Origin of the sequence: Embleya sp. NPDC059213, from assembly GCF_042754445.1 — a bacterium.
Classification (GTDB): domain Bacteria; phylum Actinomycetota; class Actinomycetes; order Streptomycetales; family Streptomycetaceae; genus Embleya.
In genome coordinates this window covers 1-22,177 of record NZ_JBHZAV010000025.1, presented here as the reverse complement: position 1 = coordinate 22,177, position 22,177 = coordinate 1, and the positions used below count along the sequence as shown (strand labels likewise).

General features: G+C 71.0%; 22 protein-coding genes. 18 read left to right on the top strand and 4 right to left on the bottom strand.

The features are described from left to right. Nucleotides 1-30: 30 nt before the first annotated feature. The 9 genes from proC (at nt 31) to ACFXMF_RS12655 (ending at nt 7,966) form a co-directional block, all read left to right on the top strand. Nucleotides 31-840 carry a pyrroline-5-carboxylate reductase gene (gene proC / locus ACFXMF_RS12695; RefSeq protein ID WP_360313135.1) on the top strand — a complete coding sequence of 270 codons (810 nt, stop codon included), beginning with the start codon at nt 31-33 and terminating at the stop codon, nt 838-840. After that, nucleotides 837-1,520, top strand: coding sequence for an HAD family hydrolase (locus ACFXMF_RS12690; RefSeq protein WP_379988194.1), 684 nt, complete (start codon nt 837-839; stop codon nt 1,518-1,520). Before proC ends, ACFXMF_RS12690 begins: the two co-directional genes overlap by 4 nt. Nucleotides 1,521-1,585: 65 nt before the next feature. After that, complete coding sequence (locus ACFXMF_RS12685; protein WP_360313139.1) at nt 1,586-2,785, top strand: MFS transporter; 1,200 nt, start codon at nt 1,586-1,588, stop codon at nt 2,783-2,785. A gap of 32 nt (nt 2,786-2,817) precedes the next feature. Beyond that, on the top strand, nt 2,818-4,020 hold the full coding sequence (locus tag ACFXMF_RS12680; RefSeq protein WP_360313141.1) for an acetoin utilization protein AcuC: 1,203 nt from the start codon (nt 2,818-2,820) through the stop codon (nt 4,018-4,020). Between the two features lie 54 nt (nt 4,021-4,074). Then, entirely contained in the window at nt 4,075-4,893 is an 819-nt protein-coding gene (locus ACFXMF_RS12675) for a phosphatase (protein ID WP_360313143.1), read from the top strand. A 146-nt stretch (nt 4,894-5,039) separates the two neighbouring features. After that, on the top strand, nt 5,040-5,243 hold the full coding sequence (locus ACFXMF_RS12670; protein WP_020549639.1) for a helix-turn-helix domain-containing protein: 204 nt from the start codon (nt 5,040-5,042) through the stop codon (nt 5,241-5,243). A 119-nt stretch (nt 5,244-5,362) separates the two neighbouring features. After that, nucleotides 5,363-5,461, top strand: a complete 99-nt coding sequence (locus tag ACFXMF_RS12665; protein WP_012854759.1) for a 30S ribosomal protein bS22 — start codon at nt 5,363-5,365, stop codon at nt 5,459-5,461. Nucleotides 5,462-5,748: 287 nt separating this feature from the next. Next, a complete protein-coding gene (locus tag ACFXMF_RS12660) occupies nt 5,749-6,783 on the top strand; it encodes an NAD-dependent epimerase/dehydratase family protein (RefSeq protein WP_360313146.1) in 1,035 nt (344 codons plus the stop codon). Continuing rightward, entirely contained in the window at nt 6,776-7,966 is a 1,191-nt protein-coding gene (locus tag ACFXMF_RS12655) for a lysophospholipid acyltransferase family protein (RefSeq protein ID WP_379988193.1), read from the top strand. Before ACFXMF_RS12660 ends, ACFXMF_RS12655 begins: the two co-directional genes overlap by 8 nt. A 105-nt stretch (nt 7,967-8,071) precedes the next feature. On the opposite strand, the gene ACFXMF_RS12650 is transcribed toward ACFXMF_RS12655, so the two are convergent. The 3 genes from ACFXMF_RS12650 to ACFXMF_RS12640 all read right to left on the bottom strand — a co-directional run bounded on the left by ACFXMF_RS12650 (nt 8,072) and on the right by ACFXMF_RS12640 (nt 11,449). Next, entirely contained in the window at nt 8,072-9,301 is a 1,230-nt protein-coding gene (locus ACFXMF_RS12650) for a DUF5667 domain-containing protein (protein ID WP_360313150.1), read from the bottom strand. Nucleotides 9,302-9,446: 145 nt separating this feature from the next. Further along, nucleotides 9,447-10,088 (bottom strand): ECF subfamily RNA polymerase sigma factor, BldN family, encoded by a 642-nt coding sequence (locus tag ACFXMF_RS12645; RefSeq protein WP_379988192.1) that lies wholly within the window; start codon nt 10,086-10,088, stop codon nt 9,447-9,449. Nucleotides 10,089-10,543: 455 nt separating this feature from the next. Further along, nucleotides 10,544-11,449: an HAD-IB family hydrolase gene (locus ACFXMF_RS12640; protein ID WP_360313154.1), complete on the bottom strand. Its 906-nt coding sequence runs from the start codon at nt 11,447-11,449 to the stop codon at nt 10,544-10,546. A gap of 163 nt (nt 11,450-11,612) precedes the next feature. On the opposite strand from ACFXMF_RS12640, the gene ACFXMF_RS12635 reads away from it, so the two are divergent. The 6 genes from ACFXMF_RS12635 (at nt 11,613) to hemB (ending at nt 17,912) form a co-directional block, all read left to right on the top strand. Further along, nucleotides 11,613-11,882 (top strand): glutaredoxin family protein, encoded by a 270-nt coding sequence (locus tag ACFXMF_RS12635; protein ID WP_360313156.1) that lies wholly within the window; start codon nt 11,613-11,615, stop codon nt 11,880-11,882. Between the two features lie 292 nt (nt 11,883-12,174). Then, nucleotides 12,175-12,918, top strand: coding sequence for a redox-sensing transcriptional repressor Rex (locus ACFXMF_RS12630; RefSeq protein WP_355534206.1), 744 nt, complete (start codon nt 12,175-12,177; stop codon nt 12,916-12,918). A 58-nt stretch (nt 12,919-12,976) separates the two neighbouring features. Beyond that, complete coding sequence (locus ACFXMF_RS12625; RefSeq protein WP_360313158.1) at nt 12,977-14,305, top strand: glutamyl-tRNA reductase; 1,329 nt, start codon at nt 12,977-12,979, stop codon at nt 14,303-14,305. Further along, nucleotides 14,302-15,234: a hydroxymethylbilane synthase gene (gene hemC / locus ACFXMF_RS12620; protein WP_360313160.1), complete on the top strand. Its 933-nt coding sequence runs from the start codon at nt 14,302-14,304 to the stop codon at nt 15,232-15,234. Before ACFXMF_RS12625 ends, hemC begins: the two co-directional genes overlap by 4 nt. Further along, a complete protein-coding gene (locus ACFXMF_RS12615; protein ID WP_360313162.1) occupies nt 15,231-16,838 on the top strand; it encodes a bifunctional uroporphyrinogen-III C-methyltransferase/uroporphyrinogen-III synthase in 1,608 nt (535 codons plus the stop codon). The genes hemC and ACFXMF_RS12615 overlap by 4 nt, the downstream gene beginning before the upstream one ends. Before the next feature lie 75 nt (nt 16,839-16,913). Continuing rightward, on the top strand, nt 16,914-17,912 hold the full coding sequence (gene hemB / locus ACFXMF_RS12610; RefSeq protein ID WP_360313164.1) for a porphobilinogen synthase: 999 nt from the start codon (nt 16,914-16,916) through the stop codon (nt 17,910-17,912). Nucleotides 17,913-18,162: 250 nt separating this feature from the next. Here the strand turns inward: hemB and ACFXMF_RS12605 are convergent, their stop codons facing one another. Then, nucleotides 18,163-18,654, bottom strand: a complete 492-nt coding sequence (locus ACFXMF_RS12605) for a helix-turn-helix domain-containing protein (protein ID WP_360313166.1) — start codon at nt 18,652-18,654, stop codon at nt 18,163-18,165. A gap of 145 nt (nt 18,655-18,799) precedes the next feature. Between ACFXMF_RS12605 and ACFXMF_RS12600 the strand changes: the two genes are divergently transcribed. The 3 genes from ACFXMF_RS12600 to ACFXMF_RS12590 all read left to right on the top strand — a co-directional run bounded on the left by ACFXMF_RS12600 (nt 18,800) and on the right by ACFXMF_RS12590 (nt 21,035). Further along, on the top strand, nt 18,800-19,639 hold the full coding sequence (locus tag ACFXMF_RS12600) for an alpha/beta hydrolase (RefSeq protein ID WP_360313168.1): 840 nt from the start codon (nt 18,800-18,802) through the stop codon (nt 19,637-19,639). Nucleotides 19,640-20,035: 396 nt separating this feature from the next. Beyond that, entirely contained in the window at nt 20,036-20,473 is a 438-nt protein-coding gene (locus ACFXMF_RS12595; RefSeq protein WP_360313170.1) for a DUF4260 family protein, read from the top strand. Continuing rightward, nucleotides 20,466-21,035: a TetR/AcrR family transcriptional regulator gene (locus ACFXMF_RS12590; RefSeq protein WP_360313172.1), complete on the top strand. Its 570-nt coding sequence runs from the start codon at nt 20,466-20,468 to the stop codon at nt 21,033-21,035. Before ACFXMF_RS12595 ends, ACFXMF_RS12590 begins: the two co-directional genes overlap by 8 nt. Nucleotides 21,036-22,177 lie beyond the last annotated feature (1,142 nt).

Below are 22,177 nucleotides of genomic sequence, written 5' to 3'. Positions count from 1 at the left end.
GGAGCAACGAACGCGAGAAAGTGTGGGGCCATGGCTCAGCGGGTCGCCGTCGTCGGCACCGGGAAAATCGGTGAAGCGCTCTTGTCCGGGATGATCCGGGCGGGCAAGAGCCCAAGCGACCTCCTGGTCACCACGCGCCGGGCCGAGCGAGCCGAGGATCTGCGCCGCCGCTACGGCGTGGAGGCGGTCGGCAACGCCGAGGCCGCCAAGGCGGCCGACATCCTGATCCTGACGGTCAAGCCGCAGGACATGGCCGCGCTGATGGACGAGTTGGCCCCGCACGTACCCGCCGACCGGCTGGTCGTCAGCGGTGCGGCGGGCATCACCACCTCCTTCCTGGAGGCGCGCCTGGCCGCCGGCACCCCTGTGGTGCGGGTCATGTCGAACACGCCGGTGCTGGTCGACGAGGGGATGAGCGCGATCTCCGGCGGCGCGCACGCCGGCGAGGAACACCTGGCGCGGGTCGAGGAGATCTTCGGTTCGGTCGGCAAGACCATCCGTGTTCCGGAGAAGCAGCAGGACGCGGTCACCGCGTTGTCCGGCTCCGGCCCGGCCTACTTCTACTTCCTGGTCGAGGCGATGACCGACGCCGGCATCCTGCTCGGGCTGCCGCGTGCCGCCGCGCACGACCTGATCGTGCAGGCCGCGATCGGCGCGTCGGTGATGCTGCGCGACTCGGGCGAGCACCCCACGCTGCTGCGCGAGGCGGTCACCTCGCCGGCCGGCACCACGATCGCCGCGATCCGCGAGCTGGAGAACCACGGCGTGCGGGCCGCGCTGCTGGCCGCGCTGGAAGCCGCGAGCAACCGGTCGCAGGAGATCGCCGAGGGCCTCAAGTGAAGCCCGACCTGGTGCTGTTCGACAACGACGGCGTGCTGGTGGACAGCGAACCGATCGCCAATCGGGCGCTGGCCGGCCTGCTCACCGAGCTGGGCGTGCCCACCGGTTACGAGGACTCGCTGCGCGACTACCTCGGCGGCACCATGGCCCGCGTGCACACGATCGTCCGCGAACGGGACGGCGTCACGTTGCCGGACGACTTCGATCACGTCTACCACGAGCGGGTGTTCGCCGGGTTCCGGGCCGAGCTGGAGGCCGTGGTCGGGGTCGCCGACGTGCTCGCCGCCCTCGACCTCGCGGGTGTCCCGTACTGCCTGGCCTCCTCCGGCACGCACGAGCGCATCCGGCTCGCGCTGACCCGGACCGCGTTGATCGGGCATTTCCCCGACCCGGTGCGCTTCAGCAGCCAGGACGTCGCGCAGGGCAAGCCGGCGCCCGATCTGTTCCTGCACGCGGCGGCCACGATGGGCGTCGACCCGGCGCGCTGTGTGGTGATCGAGGACAGTCCGCTGGGGGTCGAGGCCGCGCGGGCGGCGGGGATGACCGTGTACGGCTATGCCGCGATGACTCCGGCGGAGCGGTTGGCGGACGCCGACTCGTTGTTCAAGGACATGGCTGACCTGCCGGAACTGCTGGATATTCGACCATTTTCGAACGGTTCGTCCGCTCACCGAATCTGACGATTCATCAAAAGATCTTCCCGGCCTCTGTCCGTCGAAGTGACCCGTCGGTAGCGTGCACGCCCATGCAGGTGACCGAACCGGCGGCGGAGCCGTTCAAGGACGAGATGTTGCGCCGGGCGCGGTTCAGCCTGCTCGCGTGCTTTTTGATCCAGGGCGCGTCCTTCGCCCTCCTGGTGACCCGGATCCCGGCGATCCAGCGCCGCTACGACATGGGCGACGGCACGCTGACCGCGGTCCTGTCGGTGGTGCCGATCGTTGCGGGTGTGGGCAGCGTGATCGCCGGCGCGCTGGCCAAGCGCTTCGGCAGCCGGTTGGTGCTTCGGGTCTCCCAGCCGATCGTCTGCGCGATCCTGATCGGCGTCGGCGCGGGCGATCGACTGTGGCAACTGGCCCTCGTGCTCTTCGTGTTCGGGCTCTCGCTGGGCGCGGTGGACGCCACGATGAACATGCAGGGCGTGGCGATCCAGGCCCGGGCCGGTCGCAGCATCATGCTCGGTTTCCACGCCTCGTACAGCCTCGGCGGCCTGGCCGGCGCCGGGGTCGCCGGACTGTGCGCGTGGGGCGACGTCCCACTGGGGTGGATGTACGCGGGAGCCGCCGTGCTCACCGTGCCGGCCCTGCTCGTGATCGGCCCCGGCTACCTGGGCACGGACGCCGCGATGCCGGTCGCCGACCCCGACCGCGCCGCCCGCAAGCTGCCCTGGCGCCCGCTGATCCCGCTGTGCCTGGTGATGACGTTCGCCTACATCGGCGACTCGACGGTGGCCAACTGGAGCGCGGTCTACCTGGAGAAGGTGCTGGACAGCTCCGAGGCGTTCGCGGTGGTCCCCTACATCGCGTACATGGTCACCACCTTGATCGGCCGCAGCGTGGGCGACCTCGGCGTGCGCCGCTGGGGCATGGTCAACGTGGTCCGCGGCGGAGCCGTCGTCGCCGCCGCCGGCTTCGCGGTGGTGCTGGCCGCCCCGCACGCCGCGGTGGGCCTGCTCGGCTTCGTGATCCTGGGCGTGGGCCTGTGCGTCCTGGTCCCGCAGACGTTCGCCGCGGGCGGCCGACAGTCGCCGCAGGACGCGGACGAGGCGGTGGCCCGGCTCAACATCTTCAACTACGTCGGCTTCCTGGTCGGCACCCCGCTCGTGGGCGGGATCGCCGACCTCGCCTCGTTCCGCGTCGCGATGCTGGTGCCGCTGTTCCTGGTGCTCGCGGTGGTGCCCCTGGCCCGCGCCTTCGCCCCGCACGGTGAACCCGCTCACGACCGATGATCGCGGGCCGGCCCGGGCGGTAGCGTGACCGCATGAGTCGAGCGGTGCAGGTGATGTGGGACGACCGGATGACCGGTTACGACTTCGGCTCATGGCACCCGATGAAGCCGCTACGCCTGCGCCTGACCATCGACCTGATCCGCGCCTTCGGCCTGCACGAGCTGCCGCAAGTGCGGGTGTGCGCACCGCCGATCGCCACCGACGGACAACTGGCCACGGTGCATGCCGACGCCTACGTCGCCGCCGTGCGGGCCGCCTCGCACGATCCCCGAAAGGCCGATCCGGCGTTCGGGATCGGCACCGAGGACACCCCCGCGTTCGCCGACATGCACGAGGTGTCCGCGCTGATCGCCGGCGCCTCGATTGCCGCCGCCGACGCGGTGTGGCTGGGACCGGAACACCCGGACGGCGCCGACCACGCGATCAACTTCGCGGGCGGGCTGCACCACGCGATGCCCGCCGCCGCGGCCGGATTCTGCGTCTACAACGACCCCGCGCTGGCGATCGCGCGGCTGCTCGAACTCGGCGCCGAGCGGGTCGCCTACGTGGACGTCGACGTGCACCACGGCGACGGTGTGCAGCAGGCGTTCTGGAACGACCCGCGCGTGCTCACCATCAGCCTGCACGAGAGCCCGCGTTTCCTGTTCCCGGGCACCGGCTTCCCGGACGAGGTCGGCGGCCCGGACGCCGAGGGCTTCGCGGTCAACGTCGCGCTCCCGCCCGGGATCGCCGACGCGGCCTGGCTGCGCACGTTCGACGCGGTGGTGCCGCCCCTGCTCGCGGCCTTTCGCCCGGACGTGTTGGTCACCCAGCACGGCGCGGACACCCACGTGGAGGACCCGCTCGCCCATCTCGCGCTGAGCCTGGACGCGCAGCGCACGGCGCACGCCGCACTGCACGCGCTCGCGCACGAACACGCCGGCGGGCGCTGGATCGCCACCGGCGGCGGTGGCTACGCGGCCGTGGACGTGGTCCCGCGCACCTGGACGCACCTGGTGGCCGAGGCGGCCGGAGCGCCGATCGAGCCCACCCTGGAGGTGCCGCTCGACTGGCGCGAGGAGGTGCGGATGTTGACCCGCGAAACCGGACCACAACGCATGACCGACGGCGGGACCGGCGATTTTCGGCCATTCTCTGCGGGCTACGACCCGGCGGACCGGACCGACCAATCAATTCTGGCCACCCGACGGGCGGTCTTCCCGGCGCACGGTCTCGACCCGATGTTCGACCTGTGACCCGGCGCCCCCGACGCCTGCCGTGACCTCGACCCGTGACCCAAGGAGCTGTGCGTGACCGTTGCGGTTCCCACCCCCGCGGAGCTTCGCTCCCACCTCGTGCGCGGCCGGATCGCCGGCGACGTGGCGACCACGAGGGAGAACAACCTCCGGCACTACCGACTGATGAGCGAGCGGCACCCCGGCCATTTGTTCGGCCTCGAACCGGACGGCCGGTGGAACCCGGACGAGGTGTTGGCACTGATGGTGCGCCGGTGCGGAGTGGTCGCCGACCCGGCCCACCGCAGCGGCCAGGACACCATCGACCCGGATCTGACCATCGCCGCCCTGGACGCGTACGCGGACCGAGTGGCACTGGCCGCCAAGCGCCGCGAGCGGGTGATCCTGGCCACCGGTCACCCGAACGGACTACAGGATTGGTACCGCACCCTGGCCCGGGTGCTGCGCGAGGCCGGCTGTACGATCCTGCGCCCCGCCGCCGGATGGACCTATCGCACCCCGACCGCCGAGGGCGGGCAGAGCCGCACGGTCCGGTATCGGGGCGACGTCGCGATGGTCGTCGACGACGAGGGAGACTTCCGGCACACCCATTCCGCACGTGGCGTCCGGGCGATGCTGGCCGAGTTCGCCGCCGCCCGCGAACCGCTGCCGGATCTGCTGATCGGTGACCACGGCTGGGCCGGAGGTGCAGGTCAGGCGGGTGTTCCCGCGATCGGCTTCGCGGACTGCAACGATCCCGCGTTGTTCGTGGCGGCCGAGGAGGGCCGGGTCGAGGTGGTCGTCCCGCTCGACGACAACGTCGCGCCGCACCTGTACAAGCCGCTCATGGCCTACGTCCTCGATCGGTCCGGACTGTCCGGAATCAATCCATAAAACGGCCTGATGGGCGATTCAGGTGGGATAACTACTCCTCTTCCCCACTGGTACCACACGCCACTACTCTGGAGGGACGCACGTGCGTGTGGCAGTCGCCGGAGGGGAAGCCGGCGCCCGACGCGTGCTGAATGGTTCGGTGCGTCATGGCTTCTGGAGAGAGGCCTCTCAACGAGGTCAACTTCTTGACTGTGGCCGAGGTGGCCGCGGTGATGCGGGTGTCCAAGATGACGGTGTATCGCCTGGTCCACAGTGGCGAGATGCCGGCCATCAGGGTTGGTCGGTCCTTCCGAGTTCCGGAACAGGCCGTCCACGACTACCTGCGAGACTCCTACGTGGAAACAGCGTAGGGGGGCATTACGGACCGCCTCGTTTAGAGGTGGGCCGGGGCGGCGAGTAGGCTGGCCCCCAGTTGTGCGGGCTGATCCGGCTCCGCGCGGTAGGAACGTCACGTGAGCGAGGGTTGTCGGTGGGCTCTGTCATCAAGAAGCGTCGCAAGCGCATGGCGAAGAAGAAGCACCGCAAGCTTCTCAAGAAGACGCGTGTGCAGCGTCGCAACAAGAAGTAGGCATCCCACCGGCGTATGCCGCTGAAGCCTTGGGCGACCGCCCGACGTGTTCCCTTCGGGGGACGCGTCGGGCGGTCGTCGTGCGTTTCGGGGTGTTGCGCGCGGATGTCCCGGGCACGCGGATGGGCGGAACGCGTGTGAACGCCTCGTAAACCCGCGCCCGGCGGGTAGTCGGTACGGATACGTTGGAACTTGTCGTCTCGCGTATGCGTTCCGTAACCATTCGGCTGCATGCCGATCACCCGGCGATCACCTGGCGAGCAAACATGGGCGGGGGGAGGCACGACATGGGACGTGTCGTCATGGTCACCGGCGTGGCCGGCGACCCGGGCGCCGATTTCGTGCGGATGATCCGCGACGAACCCGGCGTCGATCGCGTGATCGGGGTCGACCTGGTCGAACCCGCGTCCGCCCCCGACGGGGTGGACTTCGTGCTCGCCGACATCCGCAACCCGATGATCGCCAAGGTGGTCGCGTCGGCCGCGGTGGACACCGTGGTGCACCTGAGCCCCAGCGAGGTGCCGCCGACCCACGGCGGCGCGGTCTCGATCAAGGAGACCAACGTCATCGGCACCATGCAGCTCCTCGCGGCCTGCCAGAAGGCCCCGTCGATCCGCCGCCTGGTGGTGCGCTCGACCACCGCCGTCTACGGCGGTTCGCCGCGCGACCCCGCGCTGTTCGCCGAGGACACCGAACCGCGCGTGCAGCCCACCGGGGGCTGGGCCAAGGACGCCGTCGAGATCGAGGGCTACGTGCGCGGCTTCGCCCGGCGCCGGCCGGATGTCGCGGTCACGGTGCTGCGGTTCGCGCCGCAGCTCGGGCCGCGGACCGATTCGCCGATGGGCTCCTACTTCGGGCTCCCGGTGTTGCCGACGGTGCTCGGCTACGACCCGCGCCTGCAGTTCGTGCACGAGGACGACCTGTTGGAGGCGCTGCGGATCGCCGTATCGGCCGATCGGCCCGGCACCTACAACATCGCCGCCGAGGGGGTGCTGTTCCTGTCCCAGGCCGCGCGTCGGCTGGGTCGACCGGTGTTGCCCTTCCCGGCCGCCGCGGTCGGGCTGGTCAATCAGGGTTTGCGCCGCGCGGGTTCGGTGCACCTGTCCGCCGAGCAGGTGCGGCTGCTCACCCACGGGCGTGTGGTCGACCCCACGCGTGCCCGGGAGAAATTGGGCTTCGTCGCGGCCAGGACCACGGCCGAGACGTTCGCCGACTATGCCGGGGGTCGACATTCGGCCGGCCTGCTCGACCCCAGGCGCCTGGCACAGGTGCCCGATCGACTCGCCACGTTGCTGCTCACCAGGAGGAGCCCCGATGGGTGACGCCCGGATCATTCCCTTCGACGGTGCCACCTCCGGCGCGCGTACCCCCGCGCCCCGGTCGGGGCGACGGCCCACCCGACCCGCTCGGGCGGTCCGGGTGCCCGAGCCGGTCGAGGGTGAGGTGCCGGTGCGGTCGATCGAGGCGCGCCCGACGCGGGAGCGGCCGGCCGGCCGGGGCGAGGAGAGCACGGGCGAGGAGAGGGCGGACGCCGGTGCGGGGCCCAGGCGGGCACCGGCGGGCGGACGGGAACCGGGGACCGGGCGTTCGTTGCTCGGGTCGCTCGCCGGCGCGGTCGGCGGGGTCGTGGGCGGTGCCGCCGCCGGGTTGTTGGACGGGGTGGCCGGGCCGGGCTGGGAGGACAAGGCCGCGGACGGGCTCGCCTTCCTCCGCCGGCGGATCACCGGCGACTACGAGGTGGACGAGTTCGGTTTCGACCCCGAGCTCAACGACAAGCTGATGGCCGCGCTGCGGGTGGTGTACGAGCAGTACTTCCGGGTCGAGGTCAGCGGCCTGGAGAACATCCCGGCCAAGGGCGGCGCGCTGATCGTCGCGAACCACTCCGGCACGCTGCCCGTGGACGCGTTGATGACCCAGGTGGCGGTGCACGACCACCACCCCGACCAGCGCAATCTGCGACTGCTCGCCGCCGACCTGGTCTTCCAGCTACCGCTGGTGGGGTCGGTGGCGCGCAAGAGCGGGCACACCCTCGCCTGCCACGCGGACGCCGAACGCCTGCTCGCGAAGGGTGAATTGGTCGGCGTGTGGCCCGAGGGCTACAAGGGTCTGGGCAAGCCGTTCAGCGAGCGGTACAAGCTGCAACGCTTCGGCCGCGGCGGTTTCGTCTCGGCGGCGCTGCGCACCGGGGTGCCGATCGTGCCGTGCTCGATCGTGGGCGCCGAGGAGATCTTCCCGATGGTGGGCAACGTGCGCACGCTCGCCCGCCTGCTGAACCTGCCCTACTTCCCGGTCACCCCGACGTTCCCGCTGCTGGGCCCGCTCGGTCTGGTGCCGCTGCCGACCCGCTGGCGGATCGAGTTCGGCGAGCCGATTCGCACCGACGCGTACGCGCAGGAGGCGGCGGACGACCCGATGGTGGTGTTCAACCTCACCGACGAGGTGCGCGAGACGATCCAGCACACCATCTACCGGCTGCTGATGCAGCGTCGGTCGGTCTTTTTCTAGGCGCGTCCCGCACGGTCGGGAGCGTTCCGCGGTACAACGCGAGTGGCTTGTGGACGTCGTCCACGAGCCACTCGCGTTGTCGCCGGGGCGAGCCGGGGTGCCGACTCAGCCGGGCGGATCCTCCTCGGCGGGACCGAGCAGGTTGAGCCCGATGCCGGGCAGGCCGGGCAACAGCGGCGGGAGGATCTGACCCTTGGGCGTCTTCGCCGGGGTCGGGGTGGTGCCCGCGCCGCCGGATTGGGCGGCGGGACTCTCCGCCGGTGCGCCGCCCAGGAGCGGGATGTTCAGCCCCGGCAGCAGGCCGCCGTCCTGCTGCGGTTGTGGCCGGGGGGCGGAACCGCCCGGCGCCGCCGAGCTGTTCGGATGCGGTGCGTCGTTCGCCGCGGTGCCGCCCGGGGGCTGCTGGGCGAGCGGTTGGGATCCGGTGCCGGGTGCGCCGCCCGGGTTCGCGCCGGGAGCGGCCGGCGATCCGTCGGTGCGCCCACCGTCGGCGGGCTCGGCCGAGGTCTTGCCGGCGGTGCCCGCGATCGGGGCGACCTGCTCGTTGATCGCGGTGAGCAGGGTGCGGACCCGGTCGCGCTCGGAGGACAACTCCGGCGGGAGCCGGTCGCCGATCCGATCCATGCGCTCGTGGCCGGCGCGGGCGAAGTCGGCCAGATTGCGCATCGAGCCGTCGCTGCCGCTCTTGCGGAAGTGGTCGGTGAGCAGCGCACGACCCTTGTCGGCCTCGTCGCGCCAGTCGTCGAGCACCTGCCGCAGGTGTCGCACCGTCGCCTTGTCGGCGGGCGTGTGGCCGGCTCGCCGGAGCAACTGTTCGGCCTCGCCCATGCGGGTCTCGGCCTGCTGGAGATAGCGCTCGCCGCGCTCGTGATCGTTGTCGGCGAGCGAGATCTTGAAGTCTTCGACCGTGCGCTTGACGCCGTACGTCATGTCGCCGGGCAACGCGTCGGAGCTGGCATAGGCCACCCCGCCGAGGCCGCCGCCGGTGACCACCACGAACGCGCCCGCGATGGCCGCGCGCCGACGCCAGCGCACGGTGCGCGGCGGGGCGGTCGGCTCCTTGCGGCGATGGGCGCCGCGGGGAGCGGGCACGGTGGCCATGCCCTCGGTCGCGGGCAGTGCCGCGGCCTCGTCCAGCAGACGTTGCCGTAGCGCGGCTCGAAAGTCCGTGCTCGGCACCGGCGCCGACTCCGACCGATCACGCAGCAGCTCGGCGGTCCGCAACAGCGGAACCAACGCGGGCAGAGGATCTGCCGATCGGTTGTTGCGGTCGTTCTCGTCGAGGGCCCGCGCGAAGGCGTTCGCGGGTCGCCGATCCAGGGCCGCAATGCTCACTGGCCGCACCTCCTCCCCCCGGATGTCCGTCCAGGGAAGTCTCCGGGTCGGGGGCCACAGGGCGGCTCCCCGCCGCAACGATCCCCGAAGGGGGTCGCTATCCGGGAGAACGAGCCGACGGCCCCGAAGGTTACGGAAGTGTGATTCACCGCACGTCCTCGGGCAGCAGCCTGGCGAGCGTCCGTACGGCGCGGTATTGCAACGTCTTGATCGCCCCCTCGTTCTTACCCATGATCTGTGCGGTCTCCGCGACCGAGAGTCCCTGCAGGAAGCGCAGGGTCACGCACTCCTGCTGTTGGGGGTTGAGCTTGTGCACGGCGTCCAGGAGGGCCGCGTTGGACAACGATTCCAGGACGCAGTCCTCGGGGCTGGACTCGACCTCGTTGGCGTCGAGCATCTCCCCAGTGGTGACTTCGAGGCGGAATCGGCTGGACTTGAAGTGGTCGGCGACCAGGTTGCGCGCGATGGTCACCAACCACGCGCCGAAGTCGCGGCCCTGCCAGGTGAAGGTGCCGATCCGGCGCAGCGCGCGCAGGAAGGTCTCGCTGGTCAGATCCTCGGCGACGGCACGGCCGCCGACCCGGTAGTAGATGTACCGGTAGACGGTGTCGAAGTAGTTGTCGTAAAGCTGGGCGAAGGCATCGCCGTCGCCGTCCTGGGCGAGTTCGACGAGGGCCATGATGCGGCGGGCCTCGCCGTCCGGACCCGGTCCCCGGGTGTATCCGGAGCCTCGGGTCGGACGGGTCGGTTCGGTGGTGCCGGCGCGCGCCGCGAGGGCGAAGCCCACGGGCCGACCCGAGGTCGCGCAACAGACCCCGGCTCCGTAACCGGCGGTGGCGGCGAAGCCTACGGACGGAGGGGCAAAGCTCGCGCACACCGCCGCACGCAGTGTCGCCAGCCCGGACACGTCAACCCGGACGATTCGGTGCACGGGACTCCCTGTTGCTTCAGCGGTAATTACGTTCGGTGCGGAATCGATCACCCATAGTAGGGAAGTTGGATACCGCTGTGCGCCGATCGAGAATAACGCTTAGTAAAGGAAGGGATACCAAGTGTGCCCATCGGCGTTGTGAAGCTACCGGGATCGACCGCTGTTGTGTGCTCTTTGCGTGTTTGCCGGGTTGTCCCGGGTCAGGTGTGCTATATGCGGACAACTCGCCGCCGTTCGGGCGTCCCCGGGCAGCCCGAAACAACCCCCTCGTCGCAGGTCGCAGGGGGTGCGCGGGGGTTTCGGTGGGCAGCTCAGACGCGGCCGGGCACCCGACGTCGTACGGCGGTGCCGGCGACCAGCGCGCCGGCGACCGCACCCACGCCGGCGGCGGCCGGCAGCCCGATGCGGGCCGCCTTGCGACCGGTGCGGTAGTCCTTCACGCGCCACCCGTACGCCCGGGCGTGGCGGCGCAACCGCAGATCCGGATTGACCGCGCACGGATCGCCCACCAGGGTCAACATCGGGATGTCGTTGGCCGAGTCGCTGTAGGCCGAACAGTCGGTCAGGTCCAGGCCCTCGCGGTCCGCGAGCGCGCGCACGGCCTCCGCCTTGGCCTCGCCGTGCAGCAGTTCGCCGACCAGCCGACCGGTGTACACGCCGTCACTGGTCTCCGAGACGGTGCCCAGCGCGCCGGTCAGGCCCAGTCGGCCGGCGATCGTGGTGGCGATCTCGATCGGTGCGGCGGTGACCAGCCAGACCTGTCGGCCCGCGTCCAGGTGCATCTGGGCCAGCCCCCGGGTGCCCGGCCAGATCTTGTCCGCCATGCACTCGTCGAAGATCTCCTCGCCGATCACCCGGATCTCCTCGACCGTATGGCCCTTCGCGAACGACAGCGCGGCCTCCTGGGCGTCACCCACGTGGCCCATGTGCTCGCCGCCGAGCCGGAACCGGGCCTGCTGCCAGCCGAACCGGGCGATGTCGCGGGCGCCGAGGAACCGGCGGGCGTACAGCCCCCGGGCCAGGTGGAAGATCGACGCGCCGCGCATCACGGTGTTGTCCAGGTCGAAGAACGCGGCGCCGATCGGGGTGGGCAGGCCGTCCTCGCCGGGGGCGCGTGGCGGGGCGCTCGCGTGCGCGGCGGCGGCAGCGGCCTCGCCCGCCCGCACGGCGCTGTCGTTGGTGTTCTTGGTCGTCGATCGCCGGCGCAAGAGAACCATGTGGTCGAGCGTAGTAGGCGTGTATTGCGACTGTGTGGCGGTTGTCGTGCCGCGCCGCGCCGCGTCGGTGAAACCGGGACCGCGCCGACTCGCCCGCGCCGTCGGCGCCCCGGAGCGTGGGCGGCCTTCTGGCCGGCGCCCCCGACGGGTGACAATCGAGGACGTGAATCTCTTCCGCCGCCGCGCCGACGCCGCGACCCACACCGTGACGCTGCTCAGCAAGCCCGGTTGTCACCTGTGTGACGACGCCCGTGTCGTCATCGAACGGGTGGCCGGGGAACTGGGCGTGACCTGGACGGAGGTCGACATCACCGGGGACCCGGAGCTTCAGCACAAGTACTGGGAGCAGATCCCGGTGACGTTGGTGGACGACCGGCAGCACGATTTCTGGCGAGTGGACGAGCGGCGGTTGCGCCGGGCCCTGGGGGGCTGACCGTCCGCGCGCCCCCATCGTTCGGCCCGACGCCGGCGGCGGGGTCGACGCAGGGGGCCGCCGGAGGGAAATTTTGCCGACACGTACGGTAAGGGGTCGTGCACGATCGGCCACCACGACTACGCATGGACCACGCGGACGTCACCTCGTGTGACCGAGTTCACGCTCCGATTCGGAACCAAGGCGTGATGAGCATCACGACAGGCGCTCAAATCGGACACCTACTTTGTGCGTACGTTCACAAAAGCCTAACCTGGCAATCGAAATCCCAGGTCCCACCCACAGGAGCAGCGTGGCTACAGGGCGTACCGAGCGACCGGCGCAACGGGGACGTGGCATCCCCGAGGCGACGGTGGCGCGGCTTCCGCTGTACCTCCGGGCGCTCAGTGCGCTGTCGGAGCGGGGTGTTCCCACGGTCTCGTCCGAGGAACTCGCCGCTGCCGCCGGGGTGAATTCAGCGAAGCTGCGCAAGGACCTGTCGTATCTCGGCTCCTACGGCACCCGTGGGGTCGGTTACGACGTCGAGTATCTCGTGTACCAAATCTCGCGTGAACTCGGGCTCACCCAAGACTGGCCGGTCGCCATCATCGGCATAGGAAATCTGGGTCACGCCCTGGCCAACTACGGTGGATTCGCCTCGCGCGGGTTCCGCGTGGCGGCGCTCCTGGACGCCGATCGGGCGGTCACCGGTCAGCGGATCGCGGGCATGGCGGTGCGGCACATGGACGACCTCGAGCAGATCGTGCGCGAGGACCACGTGTCGATCGGCGTGATCACCACGCCCGCGCCGGCCGCGCAGGAGGTGTGCGACCGACTGGTCGCCGCCGGGATCACGAGCATCCTGAACTTCGCGCCGACCGTGCTCTCGGTTCCCGAGGGGGTGGACGTGCGCAAGGTGGATCTGTCCATCGAACTGCAGATCCTGGCCTTCCACGAACAGCGCAAGTCCGGTCTCGATCCCGTCGCGGGACCGGTTCCGGCGCGACCCTCGAAGCCGGGGGAACGCGGCGATCTCCCCGAGGTGATGCCCGCGTGACCGGCTGTCGCGTGGGTGTCGCGCCCGCGAACACGGCGAACAACGGTAGGAAGACACCATGAGTGTCCTGGCGGTCGGTCTGAGTCACCGCACGGCCGAGGTCGGTCTCCTGGAGCGCGTCTCGGTCTCCGGGACGGCCCAGGAGGCGCTGCTGCACGACCTGATCGCGGCCGAACCGGTGGGTGAGGCCGTGCTGCTGTCGACCTGCAACCGGGTCGAGGTCTACGCGGACGTGGATCGCTTCCACGGCGGTGTCACCGAGCTGGGCAACCTGTTGTCGCGGCACACCGGCGTGCCGGTGTCCGAGCTGACCCCGTGCCTGTACGTGCACTACGAGGACCGCGCCGTCCAGCACCTGTTCTCGGTCGCCTGCGGACTCGACTCGATGGTCGTCGGCGAGGGACAGATCCTCGGCCAGATAAAGGCCGCGCTGGCGCTCGCGCAGACCCACGGCACCGCCGGTCGGGTGCTCAACGAACTCACCCAGCAGGCGCTGCGGGTGGGCAAGCGGGCGCACACCGAGACCGGCATCGACCAGGCCGGTCGCTCGCTGATGACGGTGGGGCTGACCCAGGCCGAGCGCTCGATGGGCCCGGTCGAGGGTTGCCGGGCACTCGTGGTGGGCGCGGGATCGATGAGCGCGCTGGCCGCCAAGACGCTGCACCGCGAGGGCGTCGGGCACATCGTGGTGGCGAACCGCACCTACGAGCGGGCCGAACACCTGGCCGAGTCGGTGGCCGGCCGGGCCGTGCCGATGTCCGCACTGCCGGACGCGCTGTCCTCGGTCGACCTGGTGGTCTCCTGCACCGGCGCGGCCGGTCTGGTGATCGGCCGGGACGAGATCGAGGCGGTGCTCGCGGTGCGCCGCGAGCGCGGCGTCGAGCAGCCGCTCGTGTTGATCGACCTGGCGCTGCCGCGCGACATCGACCCGAGCGTGCGCGAGCTGGACGGCGTCGTACTGATCGACCTGGAACGGCTCGCCGAGGTCTCCGCCGGCACGGCCGGCGAGGCCGACGTGGACCTGGTGCGCAAGATCGTCTGCGAGGAGGTCGCGGCGTTCGCGACCGCCCAGCAGGCACAGCAGGTCGCGCCGACCGTGGTCGCACTGCGCAGCATGGGCTCGGACGTGGTCAGGGCCGAGCTGGACCGGCTGGTCGGTCGGGTTCCGGAGATGGACGACCGGGTGCGCGCCGAGGTCGAGCAGACCGTGCGGCGCGTGGTGGACAAGCTGCTGCACGCGCCGACGGTGCGGGTCAAGCAGTTGGCCGGCGAGCCCGCCGGCTCGTCGTACGCCGAAGCGCTGCGGATGTTGTTCGACCTCGACCCCGGCACCCCCGAGGTGGTCCGCCGGGCGGACGCCCCCGACGCAGTGGAAGGTGTGGCGTGACCGAAGCACCGTTGCGGCTGGGCACCCGGCGCAGCAAGCTGGCGATGGCCCAGTCGGGGCACGTCGCCGACGCCGTCACGCGGCTGACCGGCCGAGCCGTGGAGTTGGTGGAGATCACCACCCACGGCGACACCTCGCGCGAGCAGCTCACCCAGATCGGCGGCACCGGCGTCTTCGTCAACGCCCTGCGTGACGCGCTGCTGGCCGGCGAGGTCGACTTCGTCGTGCACTCGCTCAAGGACCTGCCGACCGGCGACGCCGAAGGGGTCGCCCTGGTGGCGATCCCGCCGCGGCACGATCCGCGCGACGCGCTGGTGGCCCGGGACGGGCTCGCGCTCGCCGAGTTGCCGGCCGGCTCCCGGATCGGAACCGGCTCGCCGCGCCGCGCCGCGCAGTTGTTGCTGCTCGGGCTCGGCCACGAGATCGTGCCGATCCGCGGCAACGTCGACACCCGGATCGGCTTCGTGACGTCCGGCGAACTCGACGCCGTCGTCCTGGCCAAGGCCGGCCTCGGCCGCCTGGGCCGTGCGGAGGAGGTCACCGAGACCTTCGATCCGCTCCACATGCTGCCTGCCCCCGGTCAAGGGGCATTGGCCGTCGAGTGTGCGGCACACGATGTCGCCCTCGTCGAACTGCTCGCCGGTTTGGACGACTCGGACACCCGAGCCGCCGTACTGGCCGAGCGCACGCTGCTCGCCGTGTTGGAAGCCGGATGTTCGGCTCCGGTCGGCGCCCTCTGTGAGGTCGCCGAGGGCGAGCAGGTCACCGAGCTGTACCTGCGGGCCGTAGTCGCGAATGTCGACGGCACCGAAAGCGTACGGTTGTCCGCCACCGGAACCCTCGACGAGGCGGAGAAGATCGGGCGCGAACTCGCGGCCGAACTCCTCGCCCGAGGGGCCTCCGGTTTGATGGGGGAGCGCGTCCCTTGAGCCCCAGAGCGAAGAAGAAGCCCAGCGGCATCGTGACCTTTGTGGGTGCCGGTCCCGGCGACCCACGACTGCTCACACTGCGGGCCATCGAGGTGCTGGCCGAGGCCGATGTGGTGGTCGCCGACGAGGCGACGCTGCGCCAGGTCCTGTTCCACTGCAAGAGCGGCGTCGAGGTCCTCGACCCGGTGACCGGTGACGACGGGGAACTCCTGTCCGCCGTTGCCCGGGCCAAGGTCGTCGTGGCCGCCGCGCGGTCGGGCAGGCAGGTCGTCCGGGCCGTGGCGGGTGACCCGTGCGTGGACCAGTCGGTCACCGACGAGGTCACGGCGGTGGCGAAGGCGAAGATCGTCTTCGAGGTCGTGCCGGGCGTCCCGGTCAGCACGGCCGTGCCCACCTACGCGGGCATCCCGCTGCACGCGGCCAAGGGCAGCGGTGGCGTGCGTGTCCTCGACATGGCCGAGGCATCGATCGACTGGGCCACGGTCGGCTCCGTCGACGGCACGCTCGTGCTGCGCGGTGGACTCGACTCGATCGCCGAGATCGCCCAGGAACTGGTCGCCGGCGGTCGCAAGCCGGCCACGCCGGTGGCGGTCACCGTCAATGGCACCACCACCGAGCAGCGCACCCTGGTGAGCACGCTCGCCCAGGTGGCCTCCGACGTGCGGTCCGCGAAGATCACGCTGCCGGCCGTCGTGGTCGTCGGCGAGGTGGTCGCCCAGCGCGACACCCTGTCGTGGTTCGAGACCAAGCCCCTGTTCGGCTGGAAGGTGCTGGTTCCGCGCACCAAGGAGCAGGCGGTCACGCTCTCCGAGCAACTGCGCTCGTACGGCGCGGTGCCGCACGAGGTGCCGACCATCGCGGTCGAGCCCCCGCGCACGCCGCAGCAGATGGAGCGGGCGATCAAGGGCCTGGTCACCGGCCGCTACGAGTGGATCGCGTTCACGTCGGTCAACGCCGTGCGCGCGGTGCGCGAGCGGTTCGAGGACTACGGCCTGGACGCGCGTGCCTTCGCGGGCATCAAGGTCGCGGCGGTGGGTGAGGCGACCGCGCGGGCGCTGGTCGAGTTCGGCGTCAAGCCGGACCTGGTGCCCTCGGGCGAGCAGTCCGCCGCCGGGTTGCTGGAGGACTGGCCGCCGTACGACCCGGTCTTCGACCCGATCGACCGGGTGTTCCTGCCGCGCGCCGACATCGCCACCGAGACGCTGGTGGCCGGGCTGGTCGAGCTGGGCTGGGAGGTCGACGACGTCACCGCGTACCGCACGGTGCGCGCGGCGCCGCCGCCGGCGGACACCCGCGAGGCGATCAAGGGCGGCGGCTTCGACGCGGTCCTGTTCACGTCGTCCTCGACGGTGCGCAACCTGGTCGGCATCGCGGGCAAGCCGCACGCGGTGACGGTGATCGCGTGTATCGGCTCGGCGACCGCGAAGACCGCCGAGGAGCACGGTCTACGCGTGGACGTGATGGCTCCCGAGCCGTCGGTCTCCGCGCTGGCCGAGGCACTCGCGGAATTCGGTACGGCGCGTCGCGCGGCTATGGTCGAGGCAGGCGACCCGGTGACTCGGCCGAGCGAACGGCGGCCCGGGTCGCGGCGGAAGGCCAAATAGGTTTGCTGGAGTGGCGGGCGCGACGCTTGGTCGATTGGGTGTCGGGCCGCCCATGAGGAAGGCCGAGTAGTTCTGATGTCGTACCAGGCTGACGCATCGTCAGGGTTTCCCACGCAGCGCCCCCGGCGGTTGCGTACGTCCCCGGCGGTGCGCCGCCTGGTCGCGGAGACCCGGCTGCATCCCGCCGAGTTGATCCTGCCGCTGTTCGTGCGCGAGGGCGCGAGCGAACCGGTGCCGATCTCCTCGATGCCGGGCGTCGTGCAGCACACCCGTGACTCGCTGCGCAAGGCCGCGCACGACGCGGTCGCGGCGGGGGTCGGCGGGCTGATGTTGTTCGGCATCCCGACGGTCAAGGACGCGCTCGGCTCGGCGGGTTTCGACCCCGAGGGCGTGCTCCAGGTCGCCATCCGCGACGTGGTGGCCGAGGTGGGCGCCGACGCGGTGGTGATGTCCGACCTGTGTCTGGACGAGTTCACCGACCACGGGCACTGCGGCGTGCTGGCCGCGGACGGCTCGGTCGACAACGACGCGACGTTGGCCGCGTATGCGCGGATGGCCGTGGTGCAGGCCGACGCGGGCGTACACATGGTCGGGCCCAGCGGGATGATGGACGGTCAGGTCGGGGCGATCCGGCGGGCGTTGGACGATGCCGGGTATCTGGACGTGTCGATCCTGGCGTACAGCGCGAAGTACGCGTCGGGCTTCTTCGGTCCGTTCCGCGAGGCGGTCGAATCCACGCTCCAGGGCGACCGGACGACCTACCAGCAGGACCCGGCCAACGCCGAGGAGTCGGTGCGCGAGGTCCTGTTGGACGTGGCCGAGGGCGCGGATCTGGTGATGGTCAAGCCCGCGATGTCGTACCTGGACATCATTCGGCGGATTGCCGACGAGGTGCATGTGCCGGTGGCGGCCTACCAGGTCAGCGGCGAGTACGCGATGGTCGAGGCGGCGGCGGCGAACGGCTGGATCGACCGGGACCGGGTGGTGCTGGAGACGCTCACCTCGATCCGGCGCGCGGGGGCGTCGTCGATTCTGACGTATTGGGCGACCGAAGTGGCGCGGAAGTTGCGGTAGTGGATCACTCGTTCCGGTGATGGGCGGTCGAGTCGGATCGGCTCGACCGGGGGCGGCATGCGGTCGTCGGGAACGGCTTCGACGGCTTCGACGGCTTTGCGACGGTGACCGTGCTTGCGGATCCCGAGCCCGCCAAAGGTGACTACACGTCCGAGACGCGGGTTGCTCGGGGAACGCCCGTTTCCATGCACGTGGGACCGCTCAAGGGCTTTCACGATCGAGCCGGAGATCACCGCTCGCTGATTGGGCGTCAGGACCCGAGTCGCGCCACGGCTGTGGGTGGTAGGTGTCGGGCGAGCAGGGCCAGTGCTTCGGTGACCCGGGTGACCACCTGCTCGTCGGTGGTGGCCAGCACGCGTGCCAATACGTCCTCGATGCCGGCGGCGCGGACCTCGGTGACCCTTGGGGACGGGTCGGCGGCCGGGCGGACCAGTAGCCGGCGGCGGTCGGTGGGGTCCTGGGTGGTTTCGATCGAGCCGGTCTCCTTGAGCCGGGCCACGGCGGTGGAGACCTGACTCTGGGGCAGGCCGGTACGGCGGGCGATCTCGCCGACGGCGCTGTCGGGGTGGGCGACGATGTCGCTCAGGGCGATCAGCACGGAACGTGTGCCGCCGGGGTGGCGGTCGGTGCCGTCCGTGGGCGCTTGGGGGGCCGGGAGGGCTTCCTCGCCGATCTTCATGAGGGTGCGGCCCAGGAGGAAGAGGTCGACCGGGGTCAGGGGTGGCTGCGGTGGGGTCGTCATGGGCGGATAGTACATCGAGATGGATGCATCTCTGCTGATGCATCAGTTTTGATGCATCGTTATTGATGTATCGGATTTGATGAATTACGGTTGTGGTTGTCGGACCGGCCCGGGACGACACGGAACGACTTCTTGGGGGAGCGTCATGGCCGCGAGTCTTGCCGCAGGTGCTGTGTTGTCCGTGCCGGGTGCCGAGTTGTACTACGAAGTGCGGGGCTCCGGGCCGCTGTTGCTGATCGGGGAGAGCGGGGAGGGCGACGCGGGGCGCAGCGCCGACCTGGTCGGGCGGCTGGTTGCGGACTACACGGTGGTGACGTACGACCGGCGCGGGCTCTCCCGGAGTACGTTGACCGACCCGGCCGCGCCGGTGACGATCGAGGACCACGCGGACGATGTGGCGCGACTGTTGGCCGAACTCGGCGATCGGCCCGCGGCGATGCTCGGGATGAGCATGGGGGCGTTGATCGGGCTGCATGTGGCCGCGGCCCACCCGGGGGCGTTGCGGACGTTGATCGCGCACGAGCCGGTGGCGCCGTGGCTGCTGACCGCTGCCGAAGGCGACGCGCATCGTGCCGAGTTGATGGCGATTCGGGGGATCCACGCGCGGGAGGGAATGGCGGCCGCGTTTCCCGCGATCGCGGCTCACCTGGGCATCGAGCCGGGGAGCGAGGATCGTGAGCCGGGGCTGACGGCGCAGCCGATGAACGGGCGACGGATGGCCAACTTCGACTTCTTTATCGGGCGGGAGTTCCCTGCGGTGGTCGGTGACGTGTTGCCGCTGGAGGCGCTGCGGGCCACGGAGACGCGCGTCATTCCCGGGCGGGGGGTCGCCACGCTGCATCGTGTGTTCACTCGCCGGTGCGCGGTGGCGCTGGAGGCGTTGGTGGGGGTCGATGCGGCGGAATTTCCCGGGGGGCACAACGGCAATCTGTCCCATCCTCGGGCGTTCGCGCGGCGGCTTCGTGAGGTGCTGGGGGGCGCGTGACGGGGGCGGGCGATGGGGTGGGGGTCGGGGGAGCGGGGTTCGGGTGGCGAGGTGCGGGTGGGGGCGCGGGTCACTCGAAGGTGGGGATTCCGGGGGTTCTTTCGGGGCGAGTCGTGGGGCGGCGTCAACCTTGCGCCATGGTCGGCTCTCGATTTGCGGTGCGGTGTTCGATGGGTGGGTGTGCTGGGAAGCCGCCGACCAAGCCGGTCAATCCGCGACCGCCTCGGCCGCCGACGACGAAGCCGCCCAAGCCGCCGGTGCCCAAGCCCCCGGTGTTGGGTCGACCTTGCGATCGGCTCGGGGGTGGGGCCGCGGGGGTTGACGGCTAACGGTGTTAGCCGGATGATGGACGCAGGCGGCTAACATGGTTAGCCACAGGCGGACGGGGGCGGCGGCATGAGCACTTTCGCGCAGACGGGAATCGGCGGTGCCGGCTCGGCGGCGGTCCGGTGGATGCGACGTGCGGCGTGGATCGTTTTGACGTTGTTCCTGGCGGCTTTCGCGGTGTTCGAGAGCGTCAAGTACGGCTTCGCGACGTCGGTGGCGGCGTTGTTGTTTTTTGTCCTGCCCGATCTGACGATGTTCGTCGGGGCCAAGGACGCGCTGCGGGATGGTTCGCATCAGCCGGGGCGGCTTCAGCCGCGGGCGGTGCCGTTCTACAACGCGCTGCATCGGGCCTGGGTCCCGTTGCTCGTCCTGGTCGGATACACCGTCTCGCCCGTCGTGTGGCCGCCGCTGTTCACCGCCGGCCTCGGCTGGCTCACCCACATCGCGATGGACCGTGCCGCGGGGTACGGACTGCGCACTCCGGAAGGATTTCGCAAGCATGTCTGACGTGTCGTCACCTCCCCCGATCAGTGCCCGGGCCCGTGAAATCGTCGCTGCGGCACGGGACTTGCTGGAGGGGGAGGGGCCGGAAGCGGTGTCGATGCGGAGGATCGCGGATCGGATCGGGATCAAGGCGCCGTCGTTGTACAAGCACTTTCCGGACAAGTCGGCGGTGGAGAACGCGCTGATCGCGGAGGGGATGGCCGAGTTGGCGGCGGCGTTGGAGGCGGCTGAGGCGGGGCGTGCGGAGGGCGAGGGGCGCGCGGGGGGTGTTGCGGTGTTGGCGGGGGCTTATCGGGCTTATGCGTTGGCGCATCCGGACCTGTATCGGCTGATGAGTGGGCAGCCCTTGGATCGGGCGGCGCTGCCGGCGGGGCTGGAGGACCGGGCGGCGGGGCCGCTGGTGCGGGCCGTGGGCGGGGATGCGGATGCGGCGCGGGCCGTGTGGGGGTTCGCACACGGCATGGTCGTGTTGGAGTTGGCCGGGCGGTTTCCGCCGGGGGCGGATCTGTCGGGGGCGTGGGCCAAGGGGTGCGGGGCCTTCTCGGCGGAGCCGGCTCTGGACTGAGCCGTGGCGTGGCTCAAGCGCGGGGGCGGGCCGGGTGCGTTCATGCGCCGGATGGAACGAGGGCGACTGAACACGGATCGACCCGAGAGCCCCGCCCGGCGCGGGTCGGCCGGGCGGGGCCGGGCGGGCCCGGGCGGGAGCGCGTGAACGTGTCCGGGGGCGGCGAGTCGACCTCGGCGTGGGGCCGGGCTGGGCTGGGCTGGGCCGGGGCGACGGTGGGGGTGCGGGCAGCTTGATGGTCACTGCCGACCTTGCATGGCGGAAGTCCTGGGCTTCCCGGCGAGACGCGGGTGTTGCTCGGCTGGAAGGGCGCCGGCAACGGCGGTGTGGGTGGGTGCTTTCGTTGGGTTCGCCGGGGAGCGTTTCCGGGTGGGTCGGGTGTTCGCGGCCGGCGGTTGGGTTTTGGTCGGCAGCGGGTGGCTTTGTGCTAAACGGTCGGCGTGGGCCGGCGGAGGTGGGCCTGGTCCCACGGTCACCGGCGGCCGGGAGCCTTGGGTTTCCCGGCGAGACCCGGGTGTTGCTCGGCGGGAAAGGCGCTGGCAACGGCGGAGCGGGAGGGTGCTTTCGTCGGGTCCGCCGGGGAGCCTTTCCGAGTGGGTCGGGCGCTTGCGGCGGGCAGTCGCGGCTTGGTCGGGTTGGGTGCGGGTGGCTCAGTGCTAAACGGTCGACGTGGACCGGCGGAGATGGGCCCGGTCCCAAGGTCACCGGCGGCCGGGAGCCCTGAGTTCCCCGGCGAGACGCGGGCATTGCTCGCCCGGAAAGGCGCCGGCAACGGCGGAGCGGGTGGGTGCTTTCGTCGGGTCCGCCGGGGAGCCTTCCCGAGTGGGCCGGGTGTTCGCGGCGTGCGGTCGCGCCTTGGTCGGCAGCGGGTGGCTCAGTGCTAAACGGTCGACGTGGACCGGCGGAGATCAGCCCGGTCCCACCGTCACCGGCGGCCGGGAACCCTGGACTCCCCGGCGAGACCCGGGCGTTGCTCGCCGGAAAGGCGCTGGCAACGGCGGAGCGGGTGGGTGCTTTCGTCGGGTCCGCCGGGGAGCCTTTCCGAGTGGGCCGGGCGTTCGCGGCGGGCGGTTGCGTCTTGGTCGGCGGCGGGTGGCTCAGTGCTAAACGGTCGGCGTGGACCGGCGGAGATGGGCCTGGTC